We start from the raw sequence: 25,097 nt of genomic DNA, 5'->3' as shown, positions 1-25,097 counted from the left end.
TCCACTAAGGTGCGGCAAGGACGCGGCTCTGCGGCCGCTAATGTCCAGATCAAACGACGCGTTGGGTTTGCGCGCCAAGCTGGGCGATGCTGAGCGTCACCACATCGCCCTTGCGCAGGAACTGCTGCGGTTTCATGCCCAGGCCAACGCCGGCCGGGGTGCCGGTGACGATCACGTCACCCGGCAGCAGCGTCATGAACTGGCTCAGGTAGGAGACGATCTGCGCCACCGAGAAAATCATGTCGGAGGTGTTGCTGGCCTGCTTGACGTCACCGTTGACGCGCAGTTCCATGTCCAGCGTCTGCGGATCGGGGATCTCGTCGGCGGTCACCAGCCATGGGCCGATCGGACCAAAGCTGTCGAAGCTTTTGCCTTTGCCCCACTGGCCGTTGCGGTGGATTTGCCAGTGGCGTTCCGAGACATCGTTGGCGGCGCAGTAGCCGGCCACGTGGCCCAGCGCATCGGCTTCGCTGACGCGGCGCGCGGTGCTGCCGATGATGATGCCCAGTTCAATTTCCCAGTCGGTCTGCTCGGAGCCCGGCGGCAGCGCGATATCGTCATTGGCGCCGCTGAGCGAGGTGATGGCTTTGGTGAACACAATGGGTTCGGCCGGTAACGGCAAGCCCGATTCTTCCGCGTGCTTGCGATAGTTCAGGCCGATGGCGACGAACTGGCGGATGCCGGCCACCGGTACACCGATGCGCACGCCGGCGTCCACCAGCGGCAGCTGGGTCAGATCAATGGCGGCCAATGCCCGCAGGCGCCCGGGCGACAGCCAGTCCGGCGTCAGGTCGGGCACCAGCGCCGACAGGTCGCGGATGCCGCCTTGCGCGTCCAGGGCGGCAGGTTTTTCGGCGCCAGGTGCGCCCACACGTAACAGTTTCATCGCTTTTATTCCAGGTGAGGGTTGAGGAGCGGCTTACCAGCCGCATACAGTGCGCAGCAATGCCTTGCCGTCGTGCGGCCAGATGTCGCCGCGCCAGGCCACGTGCTGGTCCGGACGGATCAGCGCCAGGCGGGATTGATAAAGTTCGGGCAGCGTGGCGCCATCCGCTTCCGGCTGATAGACGGTCAACGGCACGCCGGTGGCGTCGGCGTCGCGCCGTGCTTGCAGCAGATCGGCCGCGTTCCAGCCGCCAGTGGCCAGCAGCGTGTAACCAGGTCCAAAGCCGTCGTACAGCGAGCTGCCATCGACCAGCCAGGCGTGCGGCGCCAGTGAGCCGGGATAGGCCGACGGCGTGGCGTGCGCCACCTGCGCCGGCGGCGGCGGGCTATCCTCGCTGGCGACGATGGCTGAGCCGTGGTAGTGACTGCCCAACACCACGCCCAGCGTGTTGAATTCACGCCCCTTGACTTCGCGGATGGCGGCGCCGATCTGCGCCCGCAGCGTGACGCCGAGCGGGCCGTCGTCCTCGCTGCCGTCCTGGGTCAGTTGCTTGCCCAGCACCGCGTGGTTGGCCACGGCTTCGTCCATGACACGCTGATGCACCGGACGGCGTTCGGCCTGGTAGCTGTCGATCAGCGCCGGACCGCCCCAGCCGCGCAGCACGGCGGCCAGCTTCCACCCCAGGTCGACGCCGTCGGCGACGCCCATGTTCATGCCGTAGCCGCCGAACGGCGGATGCAAGTGGCAGGCATCGCCCACCAGAATGGCCCGGCCGTCCTGATACTTGTCGGCAATCAGGCGGCTGGCGACCCATTCATCGGTACTCTTGATTTCATACGGCAGGTCGATGCCGGTCGCCTTGCGGATCAGTGCTGCCGCTTCGGCATCGGTCACCTTGAAATCCTGCGGCACCCCGGTCGGCATGAAGAACCAGGTGTCGTCCACGTCCATCGGACCGATCAGGCTCGGCGTGTCGGCATTGATCTGCCAGTACATAATGGCCTTGCCATGCGGGTGGGCAGCCGCCAGGCCCGGCGCGCGGAACACGATATTGTAATTACGCGACAGGCCGTAACTACCTTCCATTTTGGCACCGATGGCGCCCCTCACCATGCTGCGCGCACCATCGGCGCCGACAATGTACTGGCTGGAAATCACTTCGGTCACACCGCTATCGACGTGGCGCGTGATGGCCCGCACCACGCTGGCATCCTGCTCGAACGATTCAAGTTCGGTCAGAAAACGAAACTGCACGCTGGGCAGCGTTTGGGCGTGCTCCTTGAGAATTTTTTCCAGGGTGTACTGCGGAATCCACTGCGCGTGCTCCGAGTACAGGGAATGGCGGTGCGGCGCGCAGTTAAACGCATTCTCGAAGCGCGCCAGCGGATAGCCGCCCAGCCGGGTGACGAACATGACGTCCGATGGATAGTCGAGGCCGAGCGGGGAGGCTTCCGCCAGCTTGTCGGCGATACCCCAGCGACGCAGATGTTCACGGGTACGCACATTGGTGGTTTTGGCGCGTGGCGCGACGCCGACGCGCGCGTTGCGCTCAACGACGATGCACGAGATCGCGCGTGAACCGAGTTCAATCGCCAGCGCCAGGCCGGAGGGGCCGGCGCCAATGATGAGCACTTCGGTGGTGGAGGCGGTTGCCTGATTCATGTGGTCTCCTTGCTAGCTCTTGTGAAGCGATTCTAATCAGCGTCAACTGATTAAAAAAGATGACAAAAACTCGCAGGTGATACTACAATCGCATCACCATGAAACTCACCCAAATCAGCCATTTGCTCGCCATTGCCGATAAAGGCAGTTTGCGGGCAGCGGCCCGTTATCTGGATGTCAGCCAACCCCAATTAACCAGGAGCATGCAGGAACTGGAGCATGATTTGGGGGTGACGCTGTTTGAACGGAGTGCGCGTGGCGTGGTGCTGACCCAGGCGGGCGAACGCTTTCTCATCCGCGCGCGCACCATCAGCAGCGAAGTGCGGCGCGCGCACGACGAGATCGCGCAACTGCAGGGCGATACCGCCGGTACGCTGCATGTGTGCATGTCGACGGTGCCGCACATCGCGCTGTTTCCGTATGCGCTGAAGGAATTCAGAGCGCGTTATCCCGATGTGCTGATGGACTTGCGCGACGGCGTGTTTCCGAATGCCGAGCCGATGCTGAAAAACGGCACGCTGGATTGCTACATCGGCCCGGCGCCCGATCTGCCGACCAATTCCGACCTGATCGTTGAGAAGTTATTTGACAATACGCGGGTGATCATGTGCCGGCGCGGTCACCCACTGATCGGCGCCACATCGCTGCAGGAACTCAAGGATGCGGAATGGGCGACGACGTCGGTCACCCATAAGGCTTACGAAGAACTGGGGCCGCTATTCGCACAACATGCTCTGCCGGCACCTCGCTTGGTCTTGCGCGCCCATTCGACCCTGACCTACGTGACGGCCATCGCCTATTCGGATCTGCTGCTGATGCTGCCGGTGCAGTGGGCCGACTTCGAAATCACCCGAAACGCGCTGGACATTATTAAAGTAAAAGAGCCGCTGCCAGCTGCGCCGATTTGCATCGTCCGACGCGCCGACCTGCCCCTGACGCCCGCCGCCGACTATTTTTGCGACATGATCCGGCGCGCCAGCGGGCATTTGCTGCAACGACGCAGCTAGGTTTTTCAAGATCAGCAGGTAGACTACGGGGGAGCTGGAGGGAATAAGCGCGAGCAGTTTTTGGCTGTTCATCGTTGTACTACTGACGCAAGGCTTTGTCGGAGAGAATCACGTCATTTGAAAATATCTATCGGCAAAAATGGAGCAGCAGCCAGTATTGACGCGCGATATGCATCCCCCCCTTGTTGTTAAAGCCCCGCCAGTCGGGGCTTTTTAACATGCAGACTGTTGGCAGTCCGCCAGCCGCACCTTACCGAATTTCCATGTAGCGCTCTGGCACTCAATCATCTGCACTGCCCCACCCCATCCTTCAAGATGACAAGGACATTTGCAAAACCTTTGCACGCGGCGAAATGGACCTTCGCATATCCTGCTGGCCAAGATTTTCCTGGGTTCAGATCTGTTCCTGCAGCGCCATTTACGCCCCCACGGCAGGCTGAGCTGCTCTTGGGATCTTCATCGCACCACGATATCGAAATTGCATAATTGCAAGTGTTGTGAAATTGGGGCGCCGGAGAGCCAGGATCCGGATGGATAGCAACACAATGATCTGCCCGCTGAGGCGGCTCCCTCATAGCTGTCGCTTGTTGTTGCGTGAGGTTACTGGCATAGGGAGCAGCAACGGCTTTCCCGTTGACGCTACTCAATCCGGCCAGCATCCCCGCTACAATGGCCGTGCTAGGCGACATTGAGCTCCTCGGAGGCGGCTCGTCATCGTCTTCCGCGAGTGGGGTTCCAAGCAGGCCTGGCAACGGGGGCGTTACATATACAAGCTTATTTGAAACGCTTTGCTCTTGCCGAACACCAGCAACTATCGCAGCCAGAGGAATTCCGTTACCCTGGTCGTAAAACTGGATCGCTCGTCGGCACTCATTCACGTACGCAGCAGCCATCCTGTTGCAATCGCCAAGTAGTTTGATAGCCGGGTAGGATTTGCCGCGAAGGGTCAACAATGCAGCGTGCCAAAGTACCAATTCTGCGTAAGCACGCGAAGATGGTTGAACCTGCATAATTCCCTGCTCGAACACCGTCGATGCGCGCTCCAGATCGTTGGAAATCAGCAATCTCTCAACGTCTGCAAAGGTCTGCCGAGACAGCGCTAGATAATCGGATTCCGCAGGTTGAGCTAAGCACTGGGCCACGGGCGCCAAGAATGCCAACCCCACAGCGAATCGCGCATACCCCCAAAGACGTCTCATTTTCGACTCCTTCGAAATTATCAATTATTCCAAATGATAACCTGACAACGAGAATAATTGTCAATTTATAACTTTTTTTACTCTAACCCTGATCCCATAGTACTGTCGCATCGTGTCGCAGATTTTTGCCACGCCCCTTTTCCTACCTGCAAGCCGGTAGGAAAAGGGGCCAAGCGCTACAACTTAGCCGAATGTAAAGAATGGTTGAAGGAAAATCAGGTATGTCAATCTGGAAAGACAAAAATGGGCAAACTCCATGCCGGCATCATGGTCGATGGCAAAAGAATTCACCGAGAGCTGCCAGAAGGTGCAACTTCGGGAGATGCCAAGCTAGTAGAAATGGAGCTGCGCGCATCGGGCGCCCTGCCGATGACCGCAGTCCTCGCGCTCTTTGTTAAGCACGCGCAGGCGCTGCGCAGCGCCGAAACGGCCAAGCACCAAGCGAAGCGGCTCGGCCCTTAGGCGGAGCGCTACAAGGCGAGCCAAGCGCAGGAATTTGCACGCCACGTGATTCGGGACATGAGCAAATTAATACCAGGCAGGAAGACGGGCAAAATGAAGCCGGCGTACGCTGCAGCGACGATCGACCGGTCGCTCGCCTTCGCAAAAAAGGCCTGCATCTGGCTTGGCGCCAGCGCCTGATTCCGGCGAACTATGGTCTACGGATTGAGTCAGTCGCCGTCAACAATAAACGCGAAGTCTTCCTGACTGTGGAACAGGTGAGGAAGATCACCTCGCTCTGCTCGCCTATCGCACAGGCCGCGATATGGGCGGCCCTGCTCACCGGCGCTCATCGCGGAGAGCTATTCCAGATCGAACGCGCACACATCGGACGGGACGCGATCACGTTCCCGACCAGCAACACCAAAACGCTCCGGATGCGCGTTATCCCTATTGCACGATCTGCGACACTCGTGCACCAACATCATGCTGGGCTTGGGTGTGGACCTGTACACTATCAGCAAGATTCTCGGCCACGCCAATGTGCAGACCAATCAACGATACGCACACCTGCAGGTTGAGGCACAGCGCGCCGCGCTGGACAAGTTATCGGAGCTGGTGGCGACGCAGTAAATTACACTGAAAAATTACACTCAACAAAAAAGCCGATCTGTTTAAAGATCGGCTTCTAGTGTAAGTGATTGATTTCACTTGAAATTCTTGGTGGGAAGTGCAAGTTTCGAACTTGCGACCCCTGCAGTGTGAATGCAGTGCTCTACCCCTGAGCTAACCTCCCGTCGAGTGCGAGCATTATAGAGCTTGCTCCCGAGAAGCACAAGTCCTAATTTAGGCCGCCGGGGCGGGGGCCGGCGGGTTCTCCAGCGCGCTCCAGATGCATTGGCCTTTCATCGCCTTGTCCAGCCCGGCCAGCGATTCGGCGTGGGCCGCCAGTTCGTCTGGCGAGGCGGGCGCGAAGATGATGTCGGCCATGGCGACCGGCTCCAGCGCTGCGCTCAGATCAACGATCTCCTCTTCCACATCCATGCCTAGGCTGTTCTGGCCGCGCGTCATGGCCAGGTAGACGTCGGCCAGCAGCTCGGCATCCAGCAGCGCGCCGTGCAGTTTGCGGTGGGCGTTGGAGATGCCGTAACGGTCGCACAGCGCATCCAGCGAGTTGCGCTTGCCGGGATGCAGCTCCTTGGCCTGCACCAGCGTGTCGATCACACCGCCGATGTGGTCGGAGAAATCCGGCAGGTTGAGCAGCTTGAATTCGTGGTTCAGGAAGCCCAGGTCAAACGGCGCGTTGTGGATGATGACTTCGGCGCCCTGGATGTAGTGGCGCAGCTGTTCGACAATCTCGCGGAATTTCGGCTTATCTCTCAGGAATTCGGTGGTCAGGCCGTGGACGTTCAGCGCGCCCTCTTCCGACTCGCGCTCCGGATTGATGTAGAAGTGCAGATTATTGCCGGTCAGCTTGCGGTCAAGCAGCTCGACGCAGCCGATTTCCAGGATACGGTTACCCAGCTTGGGGTTGATACCGGTGGTTTCGGTATCCAGTACGATTTGGCGCATAGTGTTCCGTGATTGATTCAGCGCTGCAGTATATCAGCGTACGCGCGCGACTTCGACGCCGCGGTTGGCCAGCATGTCGGCGCGTTCGTTGCCCGGGTGGCCGTTGTGGCCGCGCACCCAGCGCCATTCGATGGTGTGCATGGTCTGGGCCGCGTCCAGCGCTTTCCACAGGTCTTCATTCTTGACCGGTTCCTTGGTCGAGGTTTTCCAGCCGCGCGCCTTCCAGCCGTGGATCCATTCGCTGATGCCTTTTTGCACATACTGGCTGTCGGTGTGCAGCACCACTGTGCACGGCCGCTTCAACGCGGTCAGCGCTTCGATCACCGCCTGCAGTTCCATCCGATTGTTGGTGGTGTCGCGGGTGCCGCCGAAGATTTCCTTCTCGGCCTCGCCCGCCACCAGCAAAGCGCCCCAGCCGCCGAGGCCGGGATTACCCTTGCAGGCGCCGTCTGTGTAAATATCTACCTTATCCATCTTGCTGCTCTCTTCGTTTGTTCGTTACCGGCACGACCGCAGGGGCCGTTGCCGTTTTGCGCGTCCAGGCCGGGCCTATCATGCGCATGCCTTTGACCCGCTTGATCGCCTGAACGACGTACACGCCGCCAAAGTATGGCCACCAGCGCGAGCCGGCATTATCCATGAAGGCGTAGCGTTGCAGCCATTTTTCTGTGCGGCAGGCTGGCGCGTAGCAACCAAAGTGGCTTTGGCTGGCGCTCATATTCAATAATTTTAACCAGTCTTTCATGCGGGGCATAGAGATCAGCTCTTCTGTCCTGGGCAGGAAGGAAGTGCCGCCGACCCGCCGCAGCACATGGCGCGCGCCCCACAAGCTGGCCGGATTGAAACCGCAGATGATGACCTGCCCTTCCGGAATCAGCACGCGCTCGACTTCGCGCAGCACCTGATGCGGGTCGGTGGAAAATTCCAGCACGTGCGGCAACACCATCAGGTCGACGCTTTGCGAAGCGAACGGCAGTTCGGTGTAATCGAGCGTGACGTTGACCGGGCGCGATGGCTCGTGCGCGGCGCGGATTTTGCGGTCGGCCAGCAGTTTGTAGGGCATGCGGCTGGCGGCCAGGGCATCAATTTGAGGCATGCCGATCTGCACCGCGTTGTAGCCGAAGATGTCGGCTGTTAAATTATCGAGACAGCTTTGTTCCCACGCACGCAAGTAGACACCTGCGGGCGTTTGCAGCCAGCCTTCCAGCGCTATAATGGACTTCTCGGATCCCGCCTTATCCATGCTTAGCCTTGTGCAATCCAATGACCATATCTTCTACTCAAGCTCTCAGTGTTTTAACGGTTCCCGCATTCCGCGACAATTATCTGTGGTTGATACATGATGGCACACATGCTGCGGTGGTCGACCCGGGCGACGCCAAGCCGATCCTGGCGGCGCTGAAAGCAAACGGACTCAAGCTCACCGCCATTTTACTCACCCATCACCATGCTGACCATATCGGCGGCGTTCCTGAATTATTACAGCATTATCAGGTTCCGGTCTTCGGTCCGCGCAACGAGACCATCGCCGCGGTCACTTTGCCGGTGGGCGAAGGCAAGATTATCGATGTGCCGGGGCTGGCGCTGAAGTTGTCGGTGCTAGACGTGCCCGGCCACACCATGGGCCACATCGCCTATGTGCGCGAGCCGGCCGACGGCGCGCCGACCTGGCTGTTCTGCGGCGACACGCTGTTTGCCGGCGGCTGTGGACGCCTGTTCGAAGGCACGCCGGCGCAGATGATCAGCTCACTCGGCAAGCTGGCGTCGCTGCCGGAGGACACGCTGGTGTATTGCGCCCACGAGTACACGCTGTCCAATCTGCGCTTCGCGCGCGTGGTGGAGCCGGACAATGTGGCGCTGCAAGAACGGGTGAAAGTGGAAACAGACAAGCGCGAGCATGATATTCCCACCGTGCCCAGCACCATCGGACTGGAGAAGGCGACCAATCCCTTCCTGCGCTATCGCGAGGCGGCGATTGCCGAGCAACTGGTGAAGGCCGGGCGCCTCGACCGCATCGATACGCCACTGGCCACCTTCACCGCGCTGCGTTTGTGGAAAAACGACTTCTAATCAAAAACGGCCCTTGCGGGCCGTTTCGGTTTTAGATCTCTTCGTACAGCGGCAGCGTCAGGAATTCCTCAAACGCTTCCGAAGTCGACATCTCCTCGAAGATTTGTGCGGCCCGTGGATAGGCCGGGGTGTTGCCGTCCGGCGCGGTGACCTGCACTTTCGCCAGCTCTTCCGGAATCATCGCGCGCACCATGTCGGCGGTGACTTTGCGGCCGTCTTCCAGCACGCCCTTGGTCGAGCGGATCCATTGCCACACTTGCGAACGGCTGATCTCGGCCGTGGCCGCATCTTCCATCAGGTTGTGAATCGGCACGCAACCGTTGCCGTTCAGCCAGCTGCCCAGGTAGTGGATGCCGACGTTGATGTTGTAACGCAGGCCGGCTTCGGTGATCGGGGTTTCCGGTTTGAAGTCCAGCAGCTGCTCGGCGTTGACTTCCACGTCCAGACGTTGCTTGTCGATCTGGTTCGGCTTATCGCCCAGCACTTTCGTGAACTCGGCCATGGCCAGATCCACCAGGCCAGGGTGAGCCACCCAGCCGCCGTCGTAGCCGTCGGTGGCATCGCGCGCCTTGTCGTTGCGCACGCCGCCCATGGCGATGTCGTTTTTCTCTGGATCGTTCTTGATCGGGATCAGTGCCGCCATGCCGCCGATGGCTGGTGCGTTGCGCTTGTGGCAGGTTTTCAGCAACAGCAGTGCGTAGGCACGCATGAATGGCGAGGTCATCGTCACTTTGGCGCGGTCGGCCAGGCAGAAGTCCTTGTCCAGTTTGAATTTCTTAATGCAGGAGAAGATGTAATCCCAGCGGCCGGCGTTCAGGCCGGAGCTGTGCTCGCGCAGTTCGTACAAGATTTCATCCATCTCGAAGGCGGCCAGAATGGTTTCGATCAGCACGGTGGCTTTGATGGTGCCTTGTGGCAGGCCCAGTTCGTTCTGGGTCAGCACGAAGATGTCGTTCCACAGGCGCGCTTCCAGATGCGATTCCATTTTCGGCAGGTAGAAGTACGGGCCGGCGCCGCGTGCCAGCTGCTCCTTGGCGTTGTGGACCATGAACAGCGCGAAGTCGAAGATGCCGCCCGAGATGCGCTTGCCGTCGACCAGCACGTGCTTCTCATCCAGGTGCCAGCCGCGCGGACGCACCACCAGCGTGGCGATCTTGTCGTTCAGTTTGTAGGACTTGCCGTTTTGCTCCAGCGCGATGGTGCGGCGCACCGCGTCCTTCATATTGATCTGGCCACTGATCTGGTTGTCCCAGTTAGGCGAGTTCGAATCTTCGAAGTCGGTCATATAGCTGTCGGCGCCCGAGTTCAAGGCGTTGATGACCATCTTGCGCTCGACCGGGCCGGTGATTTCCACGCGGCGGCATTCCAGCGCTTTTGGAATCGGCGCGATCTTCCAGTCGCCATTGCGGATGTGGGCGGTGTCGGCCAGGAAGTCCGGGCGCTCGCCGGCGTCCAGACGCTTGGCGCGCTCGACGCGCACGGCCAGCAACTGCTGGCGACGCGATTCGAATTCACGGCTCAGCTTGGCCACCAGTGCCAGTGCTTCGGAAGTGAGGATGTTTTCGTAGCCCGGTTTGATTTCACCGGTAATTTCCATGCCGGCTGGCAGAGTGATGGTCGTCATGAGGTGGGTCTCCGTAAAAAAATATCAACGAATCGTCTAATTATAAGCTTGTTGCAGTGCGATGTTTTTAGTGTGGCGGCTCAGTTACGCCTCGCATTGTTTTACAGTATATTCACTCTTTAGTTATACAAACGAGACTAAAAATCACTTCATCTATGCGTTTTTGTAAAAAGTGACGGGGACACGGTGTTATGGGGCAGTTCAGACAGATTTCTACTTTTGTTGAGGTGGTGGCGAGGGGCAGCCTGTCGGCCGCCGCGCGCGCCGAGGGCATCGCGCCCGCCATGATAGGGCGCAGGCTGGATGCGCTGGAGACGCGGTTGGGCGTCAAGCTGTTGCAGCGCACCACGCGCAAGCTGGCGCTGACCGACGAGGGTGCCGCTTTTCTGGAAGATTGCCAGCGCATCCTGGCCGAACTGGAAGAAGCCGAATCGGCGGTAGCCGAGCGTAGCGCCCACGCCACAGGTCACTTGATGATATCCGCGCCGGCCGGCTTTGGCCGCCAGCACGTGGCGCCGCTACTGCCCTCTTTCCTGGCCGAGCACCGCGACGTCAGCGCCACGCTGAACATGAGCGACCGCGTGGTTGACATCGTTGGCGAAGGCATTGATGTGGCGATCCGCATTGCCAGCCTGTCGGATTCGAATTTGGTTAGCGTCAAGCTGGCCGACAACCAGCGCGTGGTGGTGGCCGCGCCGTCCTACCTCAAGCGTCACGGCGAACCGAAGACACTGGCCGATTTGAGCAAGCACAATTGCCTGGCCATCAGCAGCGAAGGCAGCCAGCGCGGCTGGACCTTCCGCGAGGAAAGCAAGAACGTGGTGTTGAAGGTGAACGGCAACATGGCCTGCAACGATGGCCAGGTGTTGCATGAATGGGCGCTGGCGGGCAAGGGACTGGCCTGGCGCTCGATGTGGGAAGTGGGCAGTGCGATTGAGGCTGGCAAGCTGCAGACCGTGCTGGACGGCTATTCAGCGCCCGGCAACGACATCTACGCGGTGTTTGCCCAGCGTCGCCACCTGCCGCTGCGGATACGCGCCTTTGTCGACTTCCTGCGCCATTCCTATGCCCAGCAGGACTACTGGCGCCGCGCCAAGTAAACCGTTCAGGCAAAAAAAAAATCCTCGGGTACCGAGGATTTCTTGATCGTTAGATCCAGCGTATTACAGAGGCTGAATGTTCGAAGCTTGCTTGCCTTTAGGGCCGGCAGTTACTTCGAAAGAAACGCGTTGGTTCTCTTGCAGCGACTTGAAGCCTGCCGACTGAATCGCCGAGAAGTGAGCGAACAGATCTTCGCCGCCTTCGTCAGGGGTGATAAAGCCGAAACCCTTCGAGTCATTGAACCATTTTACGATACCAGTTGCCATTACAATTCCTATTTCAGTTAATTTGGGCTTGCGCCCGTGATATCGTTTTTGAGGCAAGAAAGACAAACTGTACTACTCTTGAATCTAAACGATGCCGCATTATACCCATTTACGAGAGAAAAGCACGTTTTCGCGAAAATAAATGCAGAACACCACATTTTTTGGTAGAAAACGCTCGCGTGGGCCCGTATCTGTCACTATAGACAACTAAATCGTATAGGGTTTGACCTAGATCAAGCGCACGCTTAGTCGTATTGATTTGCTTTGGGGTCGCGCGCGGCCCAGACCAGCAATTTTTCCACCTCCGGCACCACCGCTTCCCAGCCCGTCTGCGTGGCCAGCACCGCGCGCACCATCTGCTCGACACGGCGCGATTCCTGACCGAACACCGCAAAGCCGAAAGTGCCGGCCGAGCCGGCCACGCCATGCAATACCTCATGCAGTTCGTGTAGCGCATCTTGTGGCGGCTGCGCGCCGCCAGCCTGACAGGCCACCAGCGCGGTGCGGATCTTGTCCAGCGTGCCAGGCACGGTGGCGGCGAATTTTTCGTTCAACGCGGCCAGGCGGGCGCGGAAATCGGGATCGACAGGCGTGGACATAGATTTATTTGGTGCCGAAGATGCGGTCGCCGGCGTCGCCCAGACCGGGCACGATGTAGGCGTGGTCGTTCAGGTGCGAATCCAGCGAGGCGCAGTAGATCTTCACGCCAGGATGGGCCTTTTGGAATACTTCGATGCCTTCCGGCGCCGCCACCAGCGCCAGGAAGATGATCTGGTCGTCGGTCACGCCGCGCTTTTTCAGCACGTCGATCGCGTGCACCGCCGAATTACCTGTCGCCACCATCGGGTCGCACAGGATGAAGGTCCGCTCGGTCACATCCGGCAACCGCACCAGATATTCCACCGGCTGGTGGGTTTCCGGGTCGCGGAACACGCCGATATGGCCGACGCGCGCCGACGGCACCAGGTCCAGCAGGCCATCGCTCATGCCGATGCCGGCGCGCAGAATCGGCACGATGGCCAGCTTGCGGCCGGCGATTACCGGCGCGTCGATGGTCATCAGCGGGGTTTCGATGGTACGGGTCGTCAGCGGCAGGTCGCGGGTGATTTCGTAGCCCATCAGCAGCGTGATTTCCTTGAGCAGGTCGCGGAAGGTACGGGTCGACGTGTCCTTGGCGCGCATGTGGCTCAGTTTGTGCTGGATCAGCGGGTGGTCAGTGATGAACAGGTTAGGAAAACGCGGGTCTTGTTTCATTAGTTTGGCTCTTGTGGACGGTTATACATCACATTATACAAGGCAAGACGCGGTCTATTCCACCAACGCCCGCGCCAGGATGGCCTCACAATCGACGCCGGACGGCAGTCGCCCATACGCCCCGCCCGGCTCACGCTTCAGGCGCGAGGCCACGAAGGCCGATGACACATACTCTGGCGCATGCCGCAACAACAGCGCCGCTTGCACCGCCAGCACCACCCGCTCGGCGCGCACGCGGGCGCCGAATTCATCCGGCGTCTGCTGTTGCGCTAGGTCGGCCAGCAAGGTGCTGCGGTAGGCGACGAAGAAGGTGTCGCTGTTGCCGGCCTCGGCCAGTTCGGCCGCCAGCGCCTCGCGCGCTTCCGGCGACTTCGACAGCGCGCGCAGCAGATCCAGGCACATCACATTGCCCGAGCCTTCCCAGATCGAGTTGACCGGCAGTTCGCGGTACAGCCGCGCCAGCGGACTGTCCTCGACATAGCCGCTGCCGCCGATCACCTCCATCGCCTCGGCGCCAAAGCCCGGCCCGCGCTTGCAGATCCAGTACTTGCCGGCCGGCGTCAGCAGCCGCGCCAGCATCGCCTGGGCCGGATCGGACGACTGGTCGAAGCAGCGCGCCAGCCGCATCGCGAACGCGGTGGCGGCTTCCGATTCCAGCGCCAGGTCGGCCAACACATTCTGCATCAGCGGCTGCTCGACCAGCGGCCGGCCGAACGCCACGCGGCGGCGCGCGTGATGCAGCGCATGCGTCAGCGCGGCGCGCATGGTGCCGGCGCTGCCCAGCACGCAATCGAGCCGCGTATGGCTGCCCATTTCCAGAATGGTTGGTATGCCCCTGCCCTGCTTGCCAATCAGCCAGCCATACGCGCCGGTGAACTCCACCTCGGAGGAGGCGTTGGAACGATTGCCTAGCTTGTCCTTCAAACGCTGCACGCGGATCGCATTGCGTTCACCGTTCGGCAAATAGCGCGGCAGGAAGAAACAGGACAGACCGGCGCTGCCTTCGCCATCGGTCTGCGCCAGGATCAAGTGCGCATCGCTTTGCGGCGCGGAGAAAAACCACTTATGGCCGACGATGCGGAACACTTCCTCGCCCTCGTCGCCAAACAGCGCGCGCCCTTCGGCCGACAACAGCGGCTCGGCGCGCGTGGTGTTGGCGCGCACGTCGGAACCGCCCTGCTTCTCGGTCATGCCCATGCCGATGATGGCGCCATGTTTTTGTTCGACCGGCAGCGAGCGCGGATCGTATTGATTGGACAGGATCTTGGGCAGCCATTTCAGCGCGATGCGCGGCGCCTGCTTCAGCGCCGGCACCGACGCGTAGGTCATGGTCACCGGGCACTGCGAACCATTCTCGACCTGGCCGAACAACAGATAGCGGGCCGCGCGCGCCACCTGCGCACCGGCACCGCCCTGCCACGGCGACGCATGCGTGCCATGGCCGATCAGCAGCGCCATCAAGCGGTGCCAGGCCGGATGGAATTCGACTTCATCAATGCGATGACCTTCGCGGTCGTAATTGTGCAGCGTGGGCGAGTACAAATTGGCCAGCCGCGCCAGGTCCAGCGTTTCGGCCTTGCCGAGCTCGGCGCCCAGCGACTCCAGCGAAGCGGCCGCCTCGCCGCCGCCCTCGCGCAACAACGCCTCTTGCAGCGCCGGATCGGCGGTGTACAGGTTGATGTTCTCAAACGGCGCAACAGTATTGCGCACTTCGTGGGTATCGAAAGGCTGCATTTTGTCTCCGTTCAAACTGCTGTTGTGTGTTTTCTTGAACAATGCCGAGACTAGCCCAAACAACGCAGACACACAAGGAGATGCCATGACCGAGGCTTATCTTTACGAGGCCATCCGTACCCCGCGCGGCCAGGGCAGCGAAGATGGCAGCCTGTACAGCGTCAAGCCCATCTCGCTGCTGACCGGATTGATGCGCGAGCTGCAGCAGCGCCATCAGCTCGACACCGGCCTGATCGACGATGTGGTGCTCGGCTGCGCCACGCCGGTGGGCGATCAGGGCGCCGACCTGGCCCGCATCGCCGCGCTGGCCACCGGCTGGGACTGGAAAGTGGCCGGTGTTCAGCTCAACCGCTTTTGCGCTTCGGGCTTGGAAGCCGTCAACCTGGCGGCGCAGAAAGTGCGTTCCGGCTGGGACGATCTGGTGCTGGCCGGCGGCGTCGAATCGCCCTCACGCGTGCCCATCGGCGCGGACGGCGGCGCCTGGAGCCTGGACCCGGACACCAGCTTGCGCACCGATTACCTGCCGCCAGGCATCAGCGCCGATCTGATCGCCACGCTGGACGGCCTGCGCCGCGAACAGCTGGACGCCTATGCGCTGCGTTCGCAGCAAAAAGCCGCCGCCGCGCGCGCCGCCGGCCGCTTCCGTTCGCTGGTGGCGGTATGCGACCAAAACGGCGTGTCCGTCCTCGATCAGGATGAATGCCTCAAGCCCGCCACCAGCATGGACGCGTTGGAAAATCTGCTGCCGGCGTTTGAAGCGCTGGGCCGCAACGGCTACGACAGCATCGCCTTGCGCAAATATCCGCAACTGGAACGCATCCGCCATCTGCACACGGCGGGCAATATCGCGGGCGATGCCGACGGCGCGGCGTTGGTGCTGGTGGGCAGCAAGGCCGCCGGCGCCCGCCTCGGCCTTGATCCACGCGCGCGCATCGTCTCTGGCGCGGTCTGCGGCAGCGAGCCGGTAACCATGCTGGGCGGCGCCGCCACCGCCACGCGCAAGGCGCTGCAGAAAGCCGGCCTGTCGATCAACGACATCGATCTGTTTGAAGTGCACGAAGGCTGTGCTGCGGCGGTGCTGCGCTTCATGCGGGAAATGGCACTGGCCGAAGAAACCATCAACGTCAACGGCGGCGCCATCGCGCTGGGACATCCGGCGGGCGCCACCGGCTGCATATTGGTCGGCACCCTGATCGACGAACTGGAAGCGCGCCGACTGCGGCTCGGCCTGGTTGCGATTGGCACGATAGGCGGCATGGGCATCGCCACCATCATCGAGCGGGTGTAGGCATGATCAGCACCCATCAGAACGGCGACACCCTGACCGTGCTGCTGACGGCGCGCGCCATCAATCCACTCAGCCGCTTGTTCCAGCGCGAACTGGCGGCCCTGCTCGAACAGCTGGAGGCGCGCCGCGCGCGCCTGGCCGCCGTTGTCATCGGCTTCAACACCGACAACAACGCCCTTAACCACGAGCTGGAACACTTGATGGCGCTAACACCAGCCCAGGCCGCCGACTGCATGCACATGCTGGGCGCCTACAACGCACTGCTGCGCCGGCTGGAGACGCTGGGCCTGCCCGTGATCGCCGCGCTCAGCGGCGACGTCAGCGGTCATGCGCTGGGCCTGGCGCTGGCCTGCCATCACCGCCTGGCACTGCGCGGCACCCGCCTCAGCATGCCGCAGGTACGGCTGGGCCTGACGCCGGTATGCGGCGCCATCGCCCGCAGCGTGCGCTTGCTCGGTTTGCCGGCGGCGCTGCCGCTGCTGCTGGAGGGCGCGGTACTGACCGTGGGGCAGGCGCAACAGATGGGTCTGCTGCACGCGGTCGCCAGCGATGAGACAAGAATGGCGCGCCTGATCAGCGCCGTCCTGAACAAACCGGTTTGGAACCAGCCCTGGGAAAGCGCCGATTACCGGCCGCCCGGCGACGGATCGCAGGCGGCGGCGCTGCGCACGCTGCTGCAAACCGCACCAGCACTGCTGCGCGAGCGCCATGGCAATGCGGCGCCGGCCGCCGAGGCCATCCTGTGCGCCATGGTCGAGGGTTTACAAGTCGATTTCAAAAATGCATTACTGATCGAGAGTCGATATTTTTGTCAAACCGCCTTGCGTGCCAGTTTTTCGACCGATCTCAAGAGATTTCTGTAAATCTCGCTATAAAGTTGTGTTTTGCCATGTAATTTCATGTTCATCAGTGATACATTTCGTTCTGGTTTTGCAAGATTCGAGCCATCTAATTGTTACATGCATAATTTGAAAGAATAGTCTTCGCGATGCCGACCAGTGTTCTGCTCCAGCCGCATCATGAAATGCATCACCTCATGGAAGAGGCTGGCGACGTTGTATTTCGTCTTAACAAGCTAGGCCAGCTGCTGTATGCCAGCCAGCGCGCCACGGCCCGTATCGCCTGCGCCACGCCGCTGGTCGGCAGCGCGCTGGCCAAACTGGTGGCCGATGCCGATCAGGCGCCGCTGGCCGCGGCGCTGGCCGCCGTGCTGGAGGCCCGTGCCCCAAAGCTGCAAGAGGTGCGCCTCAAGACTGCCGATATTGAAATCTGGCACGAGCTGCGCATCTCCACCTACAGCACCGCCGATGGCGACACCGAACTGCTGGTGGTCGGCCGCGACATGACGGTGCAGCACGCCACCGAGGAACGCCTGCGTCACATGGCGACTCACGATGCGCTGACCGAACTGCCCAACCGCTTGCTGCTGTCCGACCGCATCCGCATGGTGATCGCCAACGCGCGCCGCTCCGGCCAGGGCTTCTCGGTGGCCAACATCGGCCTGGACGGCTTCAAGAAAGTCAACGATGGCCTCGGCCACCCGATCGGCGACGCCATGCTGCGCATGGCCGCCCAGCGCCTGCGCAAGACGCTGCGCGATTCCGACACCCTGGCCCGGGTCGGCGGCGACGAGTTTGTCGCGCTGCTGCCCGGTACCGCCAGCGAAGCACAGATCAAGCTGGTCACCGGCCGCCTGATCGCCGTGCTGCAAGCGCCGTTTGAAATCGACAACCACACCATTTATATCGGCGCCTCGGTCGGCGTCTCGGTCTACCCGCAACACGCCGAGGATGAAATCCGGCTGCTGGCCATGGCCGATGCCGCCATGTCGCGCGCCAAGGAAACCGGCAAGGGCCGCGCCCTGGTCTACAGCCCGGCCCACGCCGGCCCGCCGCAGCACGACATCTCGCTGGAAGCGGCGATGTTCCAGGCGGTGCGCGAAGGCGAGTTCCTGCTGTACTACCAGCCGATTGTCGACGCCCGCACGCGCGAAATCCAGGGCTTCGAGACGCTGATGCGCTGGAAACACCCGACGCTGGGCATGGTGCCACCGGCCCGCTTCATCCCGATCGCGGAGACCAACGGCTTGATCAACCTGCTCGGCGCCTGGGCGCTGAAAGCGGCTTGTGTGCAACTGAAACAATTTGAAGAAGTTGCCAAGCGGAATCTATATATCTCTGTTAATATCAGTCCACGACAATTCCGCAACGATAAATTCTTGGATGTGCTGGACGATGCAATTGCTTTCTCCGGCCTGCTTGGTGAGCAATTGGTATTAGAAATCACAGAGGGCACACTGATGATCGATCCAGTGCATGCCGAATCCATCCTGTCCAAAATGGCCGAGCGCAAGGCCCGTATCGCTATTGACGATTTCGGCACCGGCTACTCGTCGCTGGCCTATCTGAAGCGCTTCCCGATCTCGGTGCTGAAAATCGACCGCACCTTCATCCGCGACCTGCCCGGCTCGACCAAGGACGGCGCCATTTGCAACGCCGTGCTCGACCTGGCAAAACACCTCGATCTGTCGGTGGTGGCGGAAGGCGTGGAAACCGAAGAGCAACTGCAGTATCTGGAACAACGCGGCTGCCAGTACATCCAGGGCTACCTGACCGGCAAGCCCATGGCCGCCAACGTCGCGCTGGCGGCGCTGAAAGAAAGCATCCACGCCAAGGTGGCGGCGCCCGAATTGCGCCAGGTGCATCCATGAACAGCAGCTACAAGGCGACAACAGCGCTGGGCGCCAAAACGCTGGGCGAGCTGGGCGACTGCACCCGCCGCCGCGGCGACATGCCGGGCTTTGCCAAGGCCATCACCGCCATTCTGGGCGCCATGCGCGGCGAGGACGAGCAGGAATTCAATATGACGCGCACCGTGCTGTCCGATCCGGTGCTGACGCAAAAAGTGCTGCGCCTGGCCAACAGCGGCATGTACTCAGCCTTTGGCCAGCACGTCAACACGGTATCGAAAGCGGTGCTGGTGCTGGGCACCGAAGCCATCGGCCATCTGGCGCTGGGACTCAAGCTGATCGAGGAACTGGCGTCCACCTCCAACGACACCACCGTCGCCCACATTGAAATGGAAAAGGCGGTGCTAGCCGGCATCGTCGCGCAGCAGATCGCCTACACCGCCGAAAGCCGTCATGGCGAGGAAGCCGTGGTGTGCTCGATGCTGCACACGCTGGGCCGCATGATGCTGACTTTTTACATGCCCGAGCGCTGGCACGACTTGCAGCGCCAGGCCGACCAGTCGGCGCGCACGGTGGAGCAAGCGGCGCCGGAAGTGCTGGGCCTGAGCCTGGAAGAAATCGGCCATGCCGCCGCCCTGCACTGGGGCTTGCCGAACTCGCTGCTGAACGGCATGCGCACGCTAGCCCCGGCCGAGCCGGGCACCGAAGTCTCGCCGTCCGACTGGATCGCCGCCCTGTCCACCATGGCCGCGCGCTGCGCCGAATCGCTGTGGCATGACGACCCGGCCGGTGTCGAACAAGTCAAACAGCTGACCGAAAGCTATGCCGGCATGCTGGGCGTGAACGCGCCCGACCTGCTGCACGCGATCGACCAGGCCAAGGTGATCGCAGCCAACGACCTGACCATCGCCCCGCTGTCGCGCCCGGCCGAACGGCGCGCCAAGGCACTGGCCAAGACGCGCCAACGCGCCGCCGGCAACAAAATCCTGCTCAGCGGCCTGGCCGACATGCGCGACGTGCTGGACAGCGCCAGTCCGGGCCAGATGGTGCAGATCGCGCTGGAAACCGTGTACAAAGGGCTGGACCTGTCGCGCGCCGTGGCGTTTGTACGCAACCGTCGCGAAGGTCATTACGCGGCCCGCATCAGCTTTGGCGAAGGCACGCGCGAGCTGCTGGCCGGCATGACCTTTGATGATGCCTACGAACCGAACGTGTTCCACGCCGCGCTCAACAGCGACCGCGTGATCTTCATCGAAAACGCCCACGACGCCAAGTTCGCCGCCAAGCTGCCGCTGTGGTGGAAGGGTTCCTTGTCGGAGGCGCGCAGCTTCGTGGTGCTGCCGCTGTCGGCCAACGGCCAGCCGGCCGGCTTCCTGTATGGCGACTGGGACGATTCCTTCCCGCCGATCCAGCTGAGCCAGACCGAATTCTCGCTGCTGAACGATATGCGCGCGATGGTGGTCAAAGCGGTCGAGCGCCGTCACGGCGTCGCGCCGGAAACCGTTACGCGCTGACGTCGCTGCGCTGCCAGCGGAACGTCAGCAGCGCCGCCAACGTCGACAGGCCCGCCAGCGCCGCCGCCACGAAATACACCGATTCGGCCCCTGCCCGCTGCCACCACTGCGCCAGGAACAGCCCGCCCAGCGAGCCGCCGATGCCATACGAAATGCTCATGTACAGCGCCTGGCCGCGCGCCTGCAGCGGCCCCGAGAACCAGCGTTGCAACGTCATCACCGACGACGAGTGATGCAGCGCGAAGGTGGCGGCATGCATCAGCTGCGCCACCACCAGCAGCCACAGCATGTTCGAACCGAGGCCGATCATCAGGAAGCGCAGCACGCCGATACCCAGCGCCAGATACATCATGCGCATCGCGCCCCAGCGCCGGAACAGATGCGACTGGAAATAAAACAAAATCACCTCGGCCAGCACGCCCAGCGACCACATGGCGCCGATCACGGTCTTGCTGTAGCCGTTACGTTCCAGATACAGCGAATAAAAGGTGTACAGCGAGGTGTGCGCCGACACCATCAACGCGGTGGAGGTAAAGAAGGCAATCACCTCGCGCCGGCGCAGCAGCGACAGCAATGGCGGCGGCGCCGTCTTGTGGGTGCGGCGCGGCACATCGCGCAAATGGAAAGCGGCGCCGATGGTGGCGATCAGCAACGCCGCCGCCAGCCATGGCAGCGCGACGATACCATGGCGCTCCAGCGCGATCGACACCAGCGTCACCGACACGATGAAGCCGATCGAGCCCCACATGCGGATCCGGCCATAGTAGGTCAGATCGCCCTTCATCTCGGACAACATCAGCGCTTCGCAGATTGGCGCCTGGCCGCTGGTGAACAGATTCAGCACGATCATGGCGAGCATGAACTGGCCGAAGCTATCGCCCCAGAAAAAGCCCGAAAACCCCGCCAGCGCGGCAAAGCCGGCCATGCGCAACACCAGCACGCGGCGATCGTAATGGTCGGCCACGTAGCCCCAGACATTGGGGCCGACGATGCGCAACACCTGGATCATCGACATCAGCACGCCGATCTGCGCCACCGTCATGCCCTTGTCGGCAAAGAACAGCGTGGCGTAGGTCGACCAGGTGCCCGCGTGGGCGTAGTAGCAAAACAGGAATAAGGCGAAGCTGAGCGCTTGCGCGGGCACCACTTACAGTGCGATATTCGGCGTCGAGACCTTGACGTCGCCGCACTGCGCGCGGTGCATCAGCGCGTGGTCGATCAGCACCAGCGCCAGCATCGCCTCGGCGATCGGGGTGGCGCGGATGCCCACGCATGGATCGTGACGGCCGAAGGTTTCCACCATCACCGGATTGCCGGCCTTGTCGATCGACGGACGCGGGGTGCGGATTGACGAGGTCGGCTTGATGGCGATCGACACCGTGATGTCCTGACCGGTCGACAAACCGCCCAGCACGCCGCCGGCGTTGTTGCCGACGAAGCCTTGCGGCGTCAGCGGATCGCCATGCTCGGTACCCTTCTGCTCGATCGATTTGAAACCGGCGCCGATCTCGACGCCCTTGACGGCGTTAATCCCCATCATGGCGTACGCGATGTCGGCGTCCAGCTTGTCGTAAATCGGCTGGCCGAGGCCGACCGGAATATTTTGCGCCACCACGTCGATGCGGGCGCCGATCGAATCGCCGGCCTTGCGCAGCTCATCCATATAGCTTTCCATGCGCGCGATCACGGCGGCGTCGCCGGTGGCGGCAAAGAACGGATTATCCGGCACGTGCGACCAGTCCTGGAACGGCACGGCAATCTCGCCCAACTGGCTCATGCAGCCCTTGAACACGGTGCCGTACTGCTGATGCAGCCATTTCTTGGCGATCGCCGCCGCGCCCACCACCGGCGCGGTCAGGCGCGCCGACGAGCGGCCGCCGCCGCGCGGATCGCGCACGCCATATTTATGCCAATAGGTGTAGTCTGCATGACCAGGACGGAAAGTTTCAGCGATATTGCCGTAATCCTTGCTGCGCTGGTCTTCGTTGCGGATCAGCAGCGCGATCGGGGTGCCGGTGGTCACGCCTTGATACACGCCAGACAGGATTTCCACCGTGTCCGATTCCTGCCGCTGCGTCACGTGGCGCGAGGTGCCCGGTTTGCGGCGATCCAGTTCCGGCTGAATGTCGGCTTCCGACAACGGCAATCCCGGTGGGCAACCATCGATCACGCAACCGATCGCGGGACCGTGCGACTCACCAAAGGTGGTTACAGAAAACAATTTGCCAAAAGTATTGCCAGACATAGGAAGAATCTTCGGAAAAAGGTGGAAAGTTCCCCATTTTACCAGTCAGCGCCCTGTGGCGGGATGGCTGCATAATAATTTCCACAAGGCAAGTTTCGCTTGGTAAAATATCATTCTTTTGATACAAGTATGGTGCAACTTGCACATCGGCCCGCCGCGCGCGGTCTTCAGCGCGGGAAAAGTGCGTTCTTTTTGACAATTCGCTATATACTTAACCGCAAGAACACCGAGAAATCCTGGAGAAGCTACACATGGCCCCACCGGTAACACCTCTTGAGCAATCCACGGATGATCAAGACGATTTGGTTTTCTTGGACGAGCATCCGGCAGCGCCTGGTCCGGCAGGGACGCGCAACGTCTGGCGCGTGATGATCATCGATGACGACGAAGATGTGCACTCGACCACCACCTTCGCGCTCGGCAATCTCGACATGCAACATCGCCCGCTCGAATTCGTGCACGCCTACTCGGCCGGCCAGGCGCGCGAACTACTCAAACACGAATCTGAAATCGCTGTCATCCTGCTCGACGTGGTGATGGAACAGGATGACGCCGGCCTGCACCTGGTGCGCTACATCCGCGAAACGCTGAAGCTGCACGACGTGCGCATCATCCTGCGCACCGGCCAGCCCGGCTACGCGCCGGAAATCGACGCCATCCGCGATTTCGACATCAACGATTACAAAACCAAGTCCGAGCTGACCCGCATCAAGCTGTTCACCACGGTGACGGCGGCGATCCGCTCCTACGAACAAATCCGCAAGATCGAGGATAGCCGGCGCGGCCTGAACCAGATCGTCCACGCCAGCACCCAGTTGATGACGCTGCACGGCGTGCAAAACTTCGCGGCCGGCGTGCTGACCCAGATCGGCGACCTGCTGGGGCTGGACGCCAACGGAGCCTTGTGCGTGCAGGAATGTCCGGACGACGGTTGCCACGAACTGATGGTGATGGCCACCGCCGGCACCTTCCGCCACCTCGACAACATCACCCTGACCGTGCGCGAAGACCCGCGTATCCACGCCGCGCTGGAACAGGCGCTGGCCCAGCGCAACAATCTGTACGGCCCAGATTACGTGGTGCTGTACTTCGCCGGCAAGGCCAGCCGCGACTTCGTCGCCTTCCTCGACGTGCCGCGCACCGTCAGCGACATCGACCAGCGCCTGCTGGAAGTGTTTTGCAGCAACGTCGCGGTCGGCCTCGACAACGTTGAGCTGGTCACGCATCTGCACAACGCCGCGTTTTACGACCAGCTGTCCAAGCTGCCCAACCGAACCCGCCTGATCGAAATCCTCGACGACGCGCTGGACGGCCCGGCGCGCGACGAGGCCACGCTGTCGCTGGTCGACCTCGATCACTTCGCCGAAACCAACGACGCGCTCGGCCACCAGTTCGGCGATCTGCTGCTGGTGGCGGTCGCCGCCCGCCTGCAGACCGAACTGGGCGAGCACATCACCGTGGCGCGCATCGGCGGCGACATTTTCGCCGTACTGGGTGGTTCGGAGCAAGTCAATCCCGGCAACATCCTCGGCCTGTTCCAGCGCGGCTTCAGCATTGACGGCCAGGAAGTACAACTGTCGGCCACGCTGGGCCTGGTGCGGCTGGGCGAACACGAAGGCAGCGGCGCCGATGCGCTGAAGGACGCCGACATCGCGCTGAAACGCGCCAAATCGCAGCAGCGCGCCGGCCACTTCTACTTCTCGCGTTCAATGGGCGTCGAGATCCGCGAGCGGGTGCGCATGATGCACGCGCTGCGCACCGCGTTTGGCCAGAACCAGCTGTTCGTGGTCTACCAGCCGCAGATCGACCTGGTGACGCGACGCCCGGTCGGCGCCGAGGCGCTGCTGCGCTGGCAGACGCCGGACGGCAAATTCATCTCGCCCGACCGTTTCATCCCGATCGCCGAGTATTCCGGCCTGATTATCGACCTCGGCGAATGGGTGATGCGCACCGCCTGCCGCGAGCTGGTCGACCTGCGCGCGGCAGGCCACCACAACTTCATGATGTCGATCAACGTCTCGCAGGTGCAATTCCGCCACCCGCTATTCCTCGAGATGCTGAAGCGCGCGCTGGACGACACCGGCGCCCCGCCCGAACACATCGAACTGGAAATCACCGAATCGATGGCCATGGAAGAGCCGGATCTACTGATCAAGATGCTGGGCCAGATCAAACAGACCGGGGTCAGCATCGCCATTGACGACTTCGGCACCGGCTTCTCGTCGCTGTCGTACCTGCAGCGGCTGCAGATTGACCGCCTCAAGATCGACCGCGCCTTCGTCACCGAAATCACTGGCTCGGCGCGCGGCAGCAGCATCGCCGAAATGGTGATTCAGCTCGGCCGCAACCTCGGCCTGGCGGTGATCGCCGAAGGCGTCGAGGACGAACGCCAGGCGCAAATCCTGCAATCGCTGGGTTGCCCGCTGGCCCAAGGCTTCCTGTTCGCCCGCCCGATGACCGCCACCGCCCTCAACGGCTGGCTCAGCAACGACGCATTAGAGGGCGCCGCCTAAACTCCCCTGCTCCCTATGAAACAAGCCGCGCT

At 61.7% G+C, this 25,097-nt stretch carries 22 protein-coding genes and 1 tRNA gene; 10 read left to right on the top strand and 13 right to left on the bottom strand.

The annotated features are described in order from the left end of the window. Window positions 1-49: 49 nt before the first annotated feature. Complete coding sequence (locus GJ699_RS29690) at window positions 50-886, bottom strand: fumarylacetoacetate hydrolase family protein (protein WP_154383023.1); 837 nt, start codon at window positions 884-886, stop codon at window positions 50-52. A 33-nt stretch (window positions 887-919) separates the two neighbouring features. Next, window positions 920-2,548, bottom strand: a complete 1,629-nt coding sequence (locus GJ699_RS29685) for an FAD-dependent monooxygenase (protein ID WP_154383022.1) — start codon at window positions 2,546-2,548, stop codon at window positions 920-922. A 98-nt stretch (window positions 2,549-2,646) separates the two neighbouring features. Between GJ699_RS29685 and GJ699_RS29680 the strand changes: the two genes are divergently transcribed. The 3 genes from GJ699_RS29680 (at window position 2,647) to GJ699_RS34815 (ending at window position 5,828) form a co-directional block, all read left to right on the top strand. Beyond that, window positions 2,647-3,555 (top strand): LysR substrate-binding domain-containing protein, encoded by a 909-nt coding sequence (locus tag GJ699_RS29680; RefSeq protein ID WP_154383021.1) that lies wholly within the window; start codon window positions 2,647-2,649, stop codon window positions 3,553-3,555. 1,256 nt (window positions 3,556-4,811) lie between these two features. Continuing rightward, window positions 4,812-5,216 (top strand): hypothetical protein, encoded by a 405-nt coding sequence (locus GJ699_RS34820; RefSeq protein ID WP_229262360.1) that lies wholly within the window; start codon window positions 4,812-4,814, stop codon window positions 5,214-5,216. A gap of 432 nt (window positions 5,217-5,648) precedes the next feature. Further along, window positions 5,649-5,828: a tyrosine-type recombinase/integrase gene (locus tag GJ699_RS34815; protein ID WP_229262359.1), complete on the top strand. Its 180-nt coding sequence runs from the start codon at window positions 5,649-5,651 to the stop codon at window positions 5,826-5,828. A gap of 88 nt (window positions 5,829-5,916) precedes the next feature. On the opposite strand, the gene GJ699_RS29670 is transcribed toward GJ699_RS34815, so the two are convergent. From GJ699_RS29670 to GJ699_RS29655, 4 genes are all read right to left on the bottom strand, one after another. After that, window positions 5,917-5,991 (bottom strand) — tRNA-Val (locus GJ699_RS29670). Window positions 5,992-6,041: 50 nt separating this feature from the next. Then, entirely contained in the window at window positions 6,042-6,767 is a 726-nt protein-coding gene (gene dnaQ, locus GJ699_RS29665; RefSeq protein ID WP_154383020.1) for a DNA polymerase III subunit epsilon, read from the bottom strand. A 33-nt stretch (window positions 6,768-6,800) separates the two neighbouring features. After that, window positions 6,801-7,241, bottom strand: a complete 441-nt coding sequence (rnhA, locus tag GJ699_RS29660; RefSeq protein ID WP_154383019.1) for a ribonuclease HI — start codon at window positions 7,239-7,241, stop codon at window positions 6,801-6,803. Continuing rightward, window positions 7,234-8,010 (bottom strand): class I SAM-dependent methyltransferase, encoded by a 777-nt coding sequence (locus tag GJ699_RS29655; protein ID WP_154383067.1) that lies wholly within the window; start codon window positions 8,008-8,010, stop codon window positions 7,234-7,236. The genes rnhA and GJ699_RS29655 overlap by 8 nt, the downstream gene beginning before the upstream one ends. 20 nt (window positions 8,011-8,030) lie before the next feature. Between GJ699_RS29655 and gloB the strand changes: the two genes are divergently transcribed. Then, entirely contained in the window at window positions 8,031-8,837 is an 807-nt protein-coding gene (gene gloB, locus GJ699_RS29650; protein ID WP_154383018.1) for a hydroxyacylglutathione hydrolase, read from the top strand. A gap of 31 nt (window positions 8,838-8,868) precedes the next feature. On the opposite strand, the gene aceB is transcribed toward gloB, so the two are convergent. Then, a complete protein-coding gene (aceB, locus tag GJ699_RS29645; protein ID WP_154383017.1) occupies window positions 8,869-10,461 on the bottom strand; it encodes a malate synthase A in 1,593 nt (530 codons plus the stop codon). A 191-nt stretch (window positions 10,462-10,652) separates the two neighbouring features. On the opposite strand from aceB, the gene GJ699_RS29640 reads away from it, so the two are divergent. Then, window positions 10,653-11,561 (top strand): LysR family transcriptional regulator, encoded by a 909-nt coding sequence (locus GJ699_RS29640; protein ID WP_154383016.1) that lies wholly within the window; start codon window positions 10,653-10,655, stop codon window positions 11,559-11,561. 63 nt (window positions 11,562-11,624) lie between these two features. Here the strand turns inward: GJ699_RS29640 and GJ699_RS29635 are convergent, their stop codons facing one another. The 4 genes from GJ699_RS29635 to GJ699_RS29620 all read right to left on the bottom strand — a co-directional run bounded on the left by GJ699_RS29635 (window position 11,625) and on the right by GJ699_RS29620 (window position 14,816). After that, window positions 11,625-11,828 carry a cold-shock protein gene (locus GJ699_RS29635; RefSeq protein WP_008448165.1) on the bottom strand — a complete coding sequence of 68 codons (204 nt, stop codon included), beginning with the start codon at window positions 11,826-11,828 and terminating at the stop codon, window positions 11,625-11,627. Window positions 11,829-12,073: 245 nt separating this feature from the next. Further along, window positions 12,074-12,427, bottom strand: a complete 354-nt coding sequence (locus GJ699_RS29630) for an Hpt domain-containing protein (protein ID WP_154383015.1) — start codon at window positions 12,425-12,427, stop codon at window positions 12,074-12,076. 4 nt (window positions 12,428-12,431) lie between these two features. Continuing rightward, the gene (gene upp / locus GJ699_RS29625; RefSeq protein WP_154383014.1) at window positions 12,432-13,082 is read right to left on the bottom strand and encodes a uracil phosphoribosyltransferase; all 651 of its coding nucleotides are present in this window, start codon (window positions 13,080-13,082) and stop codon (window positions 12,432-12,434) included. 54 nt (window positions 13,083-13,136) lie between these two features. Further along, window positions 13,137-14,816 carry an isovaleryl-CoA dehydrogenase gene (locus GJ699_RS29620; RefSeq protein ID WP_154383013.1) on the bottom strand — a complete coding sequence of 560 codons (1,680 nt, stop codon included), beginning with the start codon at window positions 14,814-14,816 and terminating at the stop codon, window positions 13,137-13,139. Between the two features lie 85 nt (window positions 14,817-14,901). Between GJ699_RS29620 and GJ699_RS29615 the strand changes: the two genes are divergently transcribed. The 4 genes from GJ699_RS29615 (at window position 14,902) to GJ699_RS29600 (ending at window position 20,307) form a co-directional block, all read left to right on the top strand. Then, the gene (locus GJ699_RS29615) at window positions 14,902-16,104 is read left to right on the top strand and encodes an acetyl-CoA C-acetyltransferase (protein ID WP_154383012.1); all 1,203 of its coding nucleotides are present in this window, start codon (window positions 14,902-14,904) and stop codon (window positions 16,102-16,104) included. A gap of 2 nt (window positions 16,105-16,106) precedes the next feature. Continuing rightward, complete coding sequence (locus GJ699_RS29610; RefSeq protein ID WP_154383011.1) at window positions 16,107-16,967, top strand: enoyl-CoA hydratase/isomerase family protein; 861 nt, start codon at window positions 16,107-16,109, stop codon at window positions 16,965-16,967. A gap of 173 nt (window positions 16,968-17,140) precedes the next feature. After that, the gene (locus tag GJ699_RS29605) at window positions 17,141-18,814 is read left to right on the top strand and encodes a sensor domain-containing protein (RefSeq protein ID WP_154383066.1); all 1,674 of its coding nucleotides are present in this window, start codon (window positions 17,141-17,143) and stop codon (window positions 18,812-18,814) included. Next, the gene (locus GJ699_RS29600; protein WP_154383010.1) at window positions 18,811-20,307 is read left to right on the top strand and encodes an HDOD domain-containing protein; all 1,497 of its coding nucleotides are present in this window, start codon (window positions 18,811-18,813) and stop codon (window positions 20,305-20,307) included. The genes GJ699_RS29605 and GJ699_RS29600 overlap by 4 nt, the downstream gene beginning before the upstream one ends. On the opposite strand, the gene GJ699_RS29595 is transcribed toward GJ699_RS29600, so the two are convergent. Then, window positions 20,297-21,454 (bottom strand): MFS transporter, encoded by a 1,158-nt coding sequence (locus GJ699_RS29595; RefSeq protein ID WP_371867710.1) that lies wholly within the window; start codon window positions 21,452-21,454, stop codon window positions 20,297-20,299. The two genes, GJ699_RS29600 and GJ699_RS29595, sit on opposite strands and share 11 nt — an antisense overlap. Continuing rightward, window positions 21,455-22,552: a chorismate synthase gene (gene aroC, locus GJ699_RS29590; RefSeq protein WP_154383009.1), complete on the bottom strand. Its 1,098-nt coding sequence runs from the start codon at window positions 22,550-22,552 to the stop codon at window positions 21,455-21,457. It abuts the gene before it with no gap. Window positions 22,553-22,803: 251 nt separating this feature from the next. Here aroC and GJ699_RS29585 point away from each other — a divergent pair, with 251 nt between their 5' ends. Then, window positions 22,804-25,065: a putative bifunctional diguanylate cyclase/phosphodiesterase gene (locus tag GJ699_RS29585; protein WP_154383008.1), complete on the top strand. Its 2,262-nt coding sequence runs from the start codon at window positions 22,804-22,806 to the stop codon at window positions 25,063-25,065. Window positions 25,066-25,097 lie beyond the last annotated feature (32 nt).

Origin of the sequence: Duganella guangzhouensis (genome assembly GCF_009674535.1) — a bacterium.
Lineage (GTDB): Bacteria > Pseudomonadota > Gammaproteobacteria > Burkholderiales > Burkholderiaceae_D > Rugamonas > Rugamonas guangzhouensis.
This window is presented reverse-complemented; position numbering and strand designations above follow the sequence as displayed.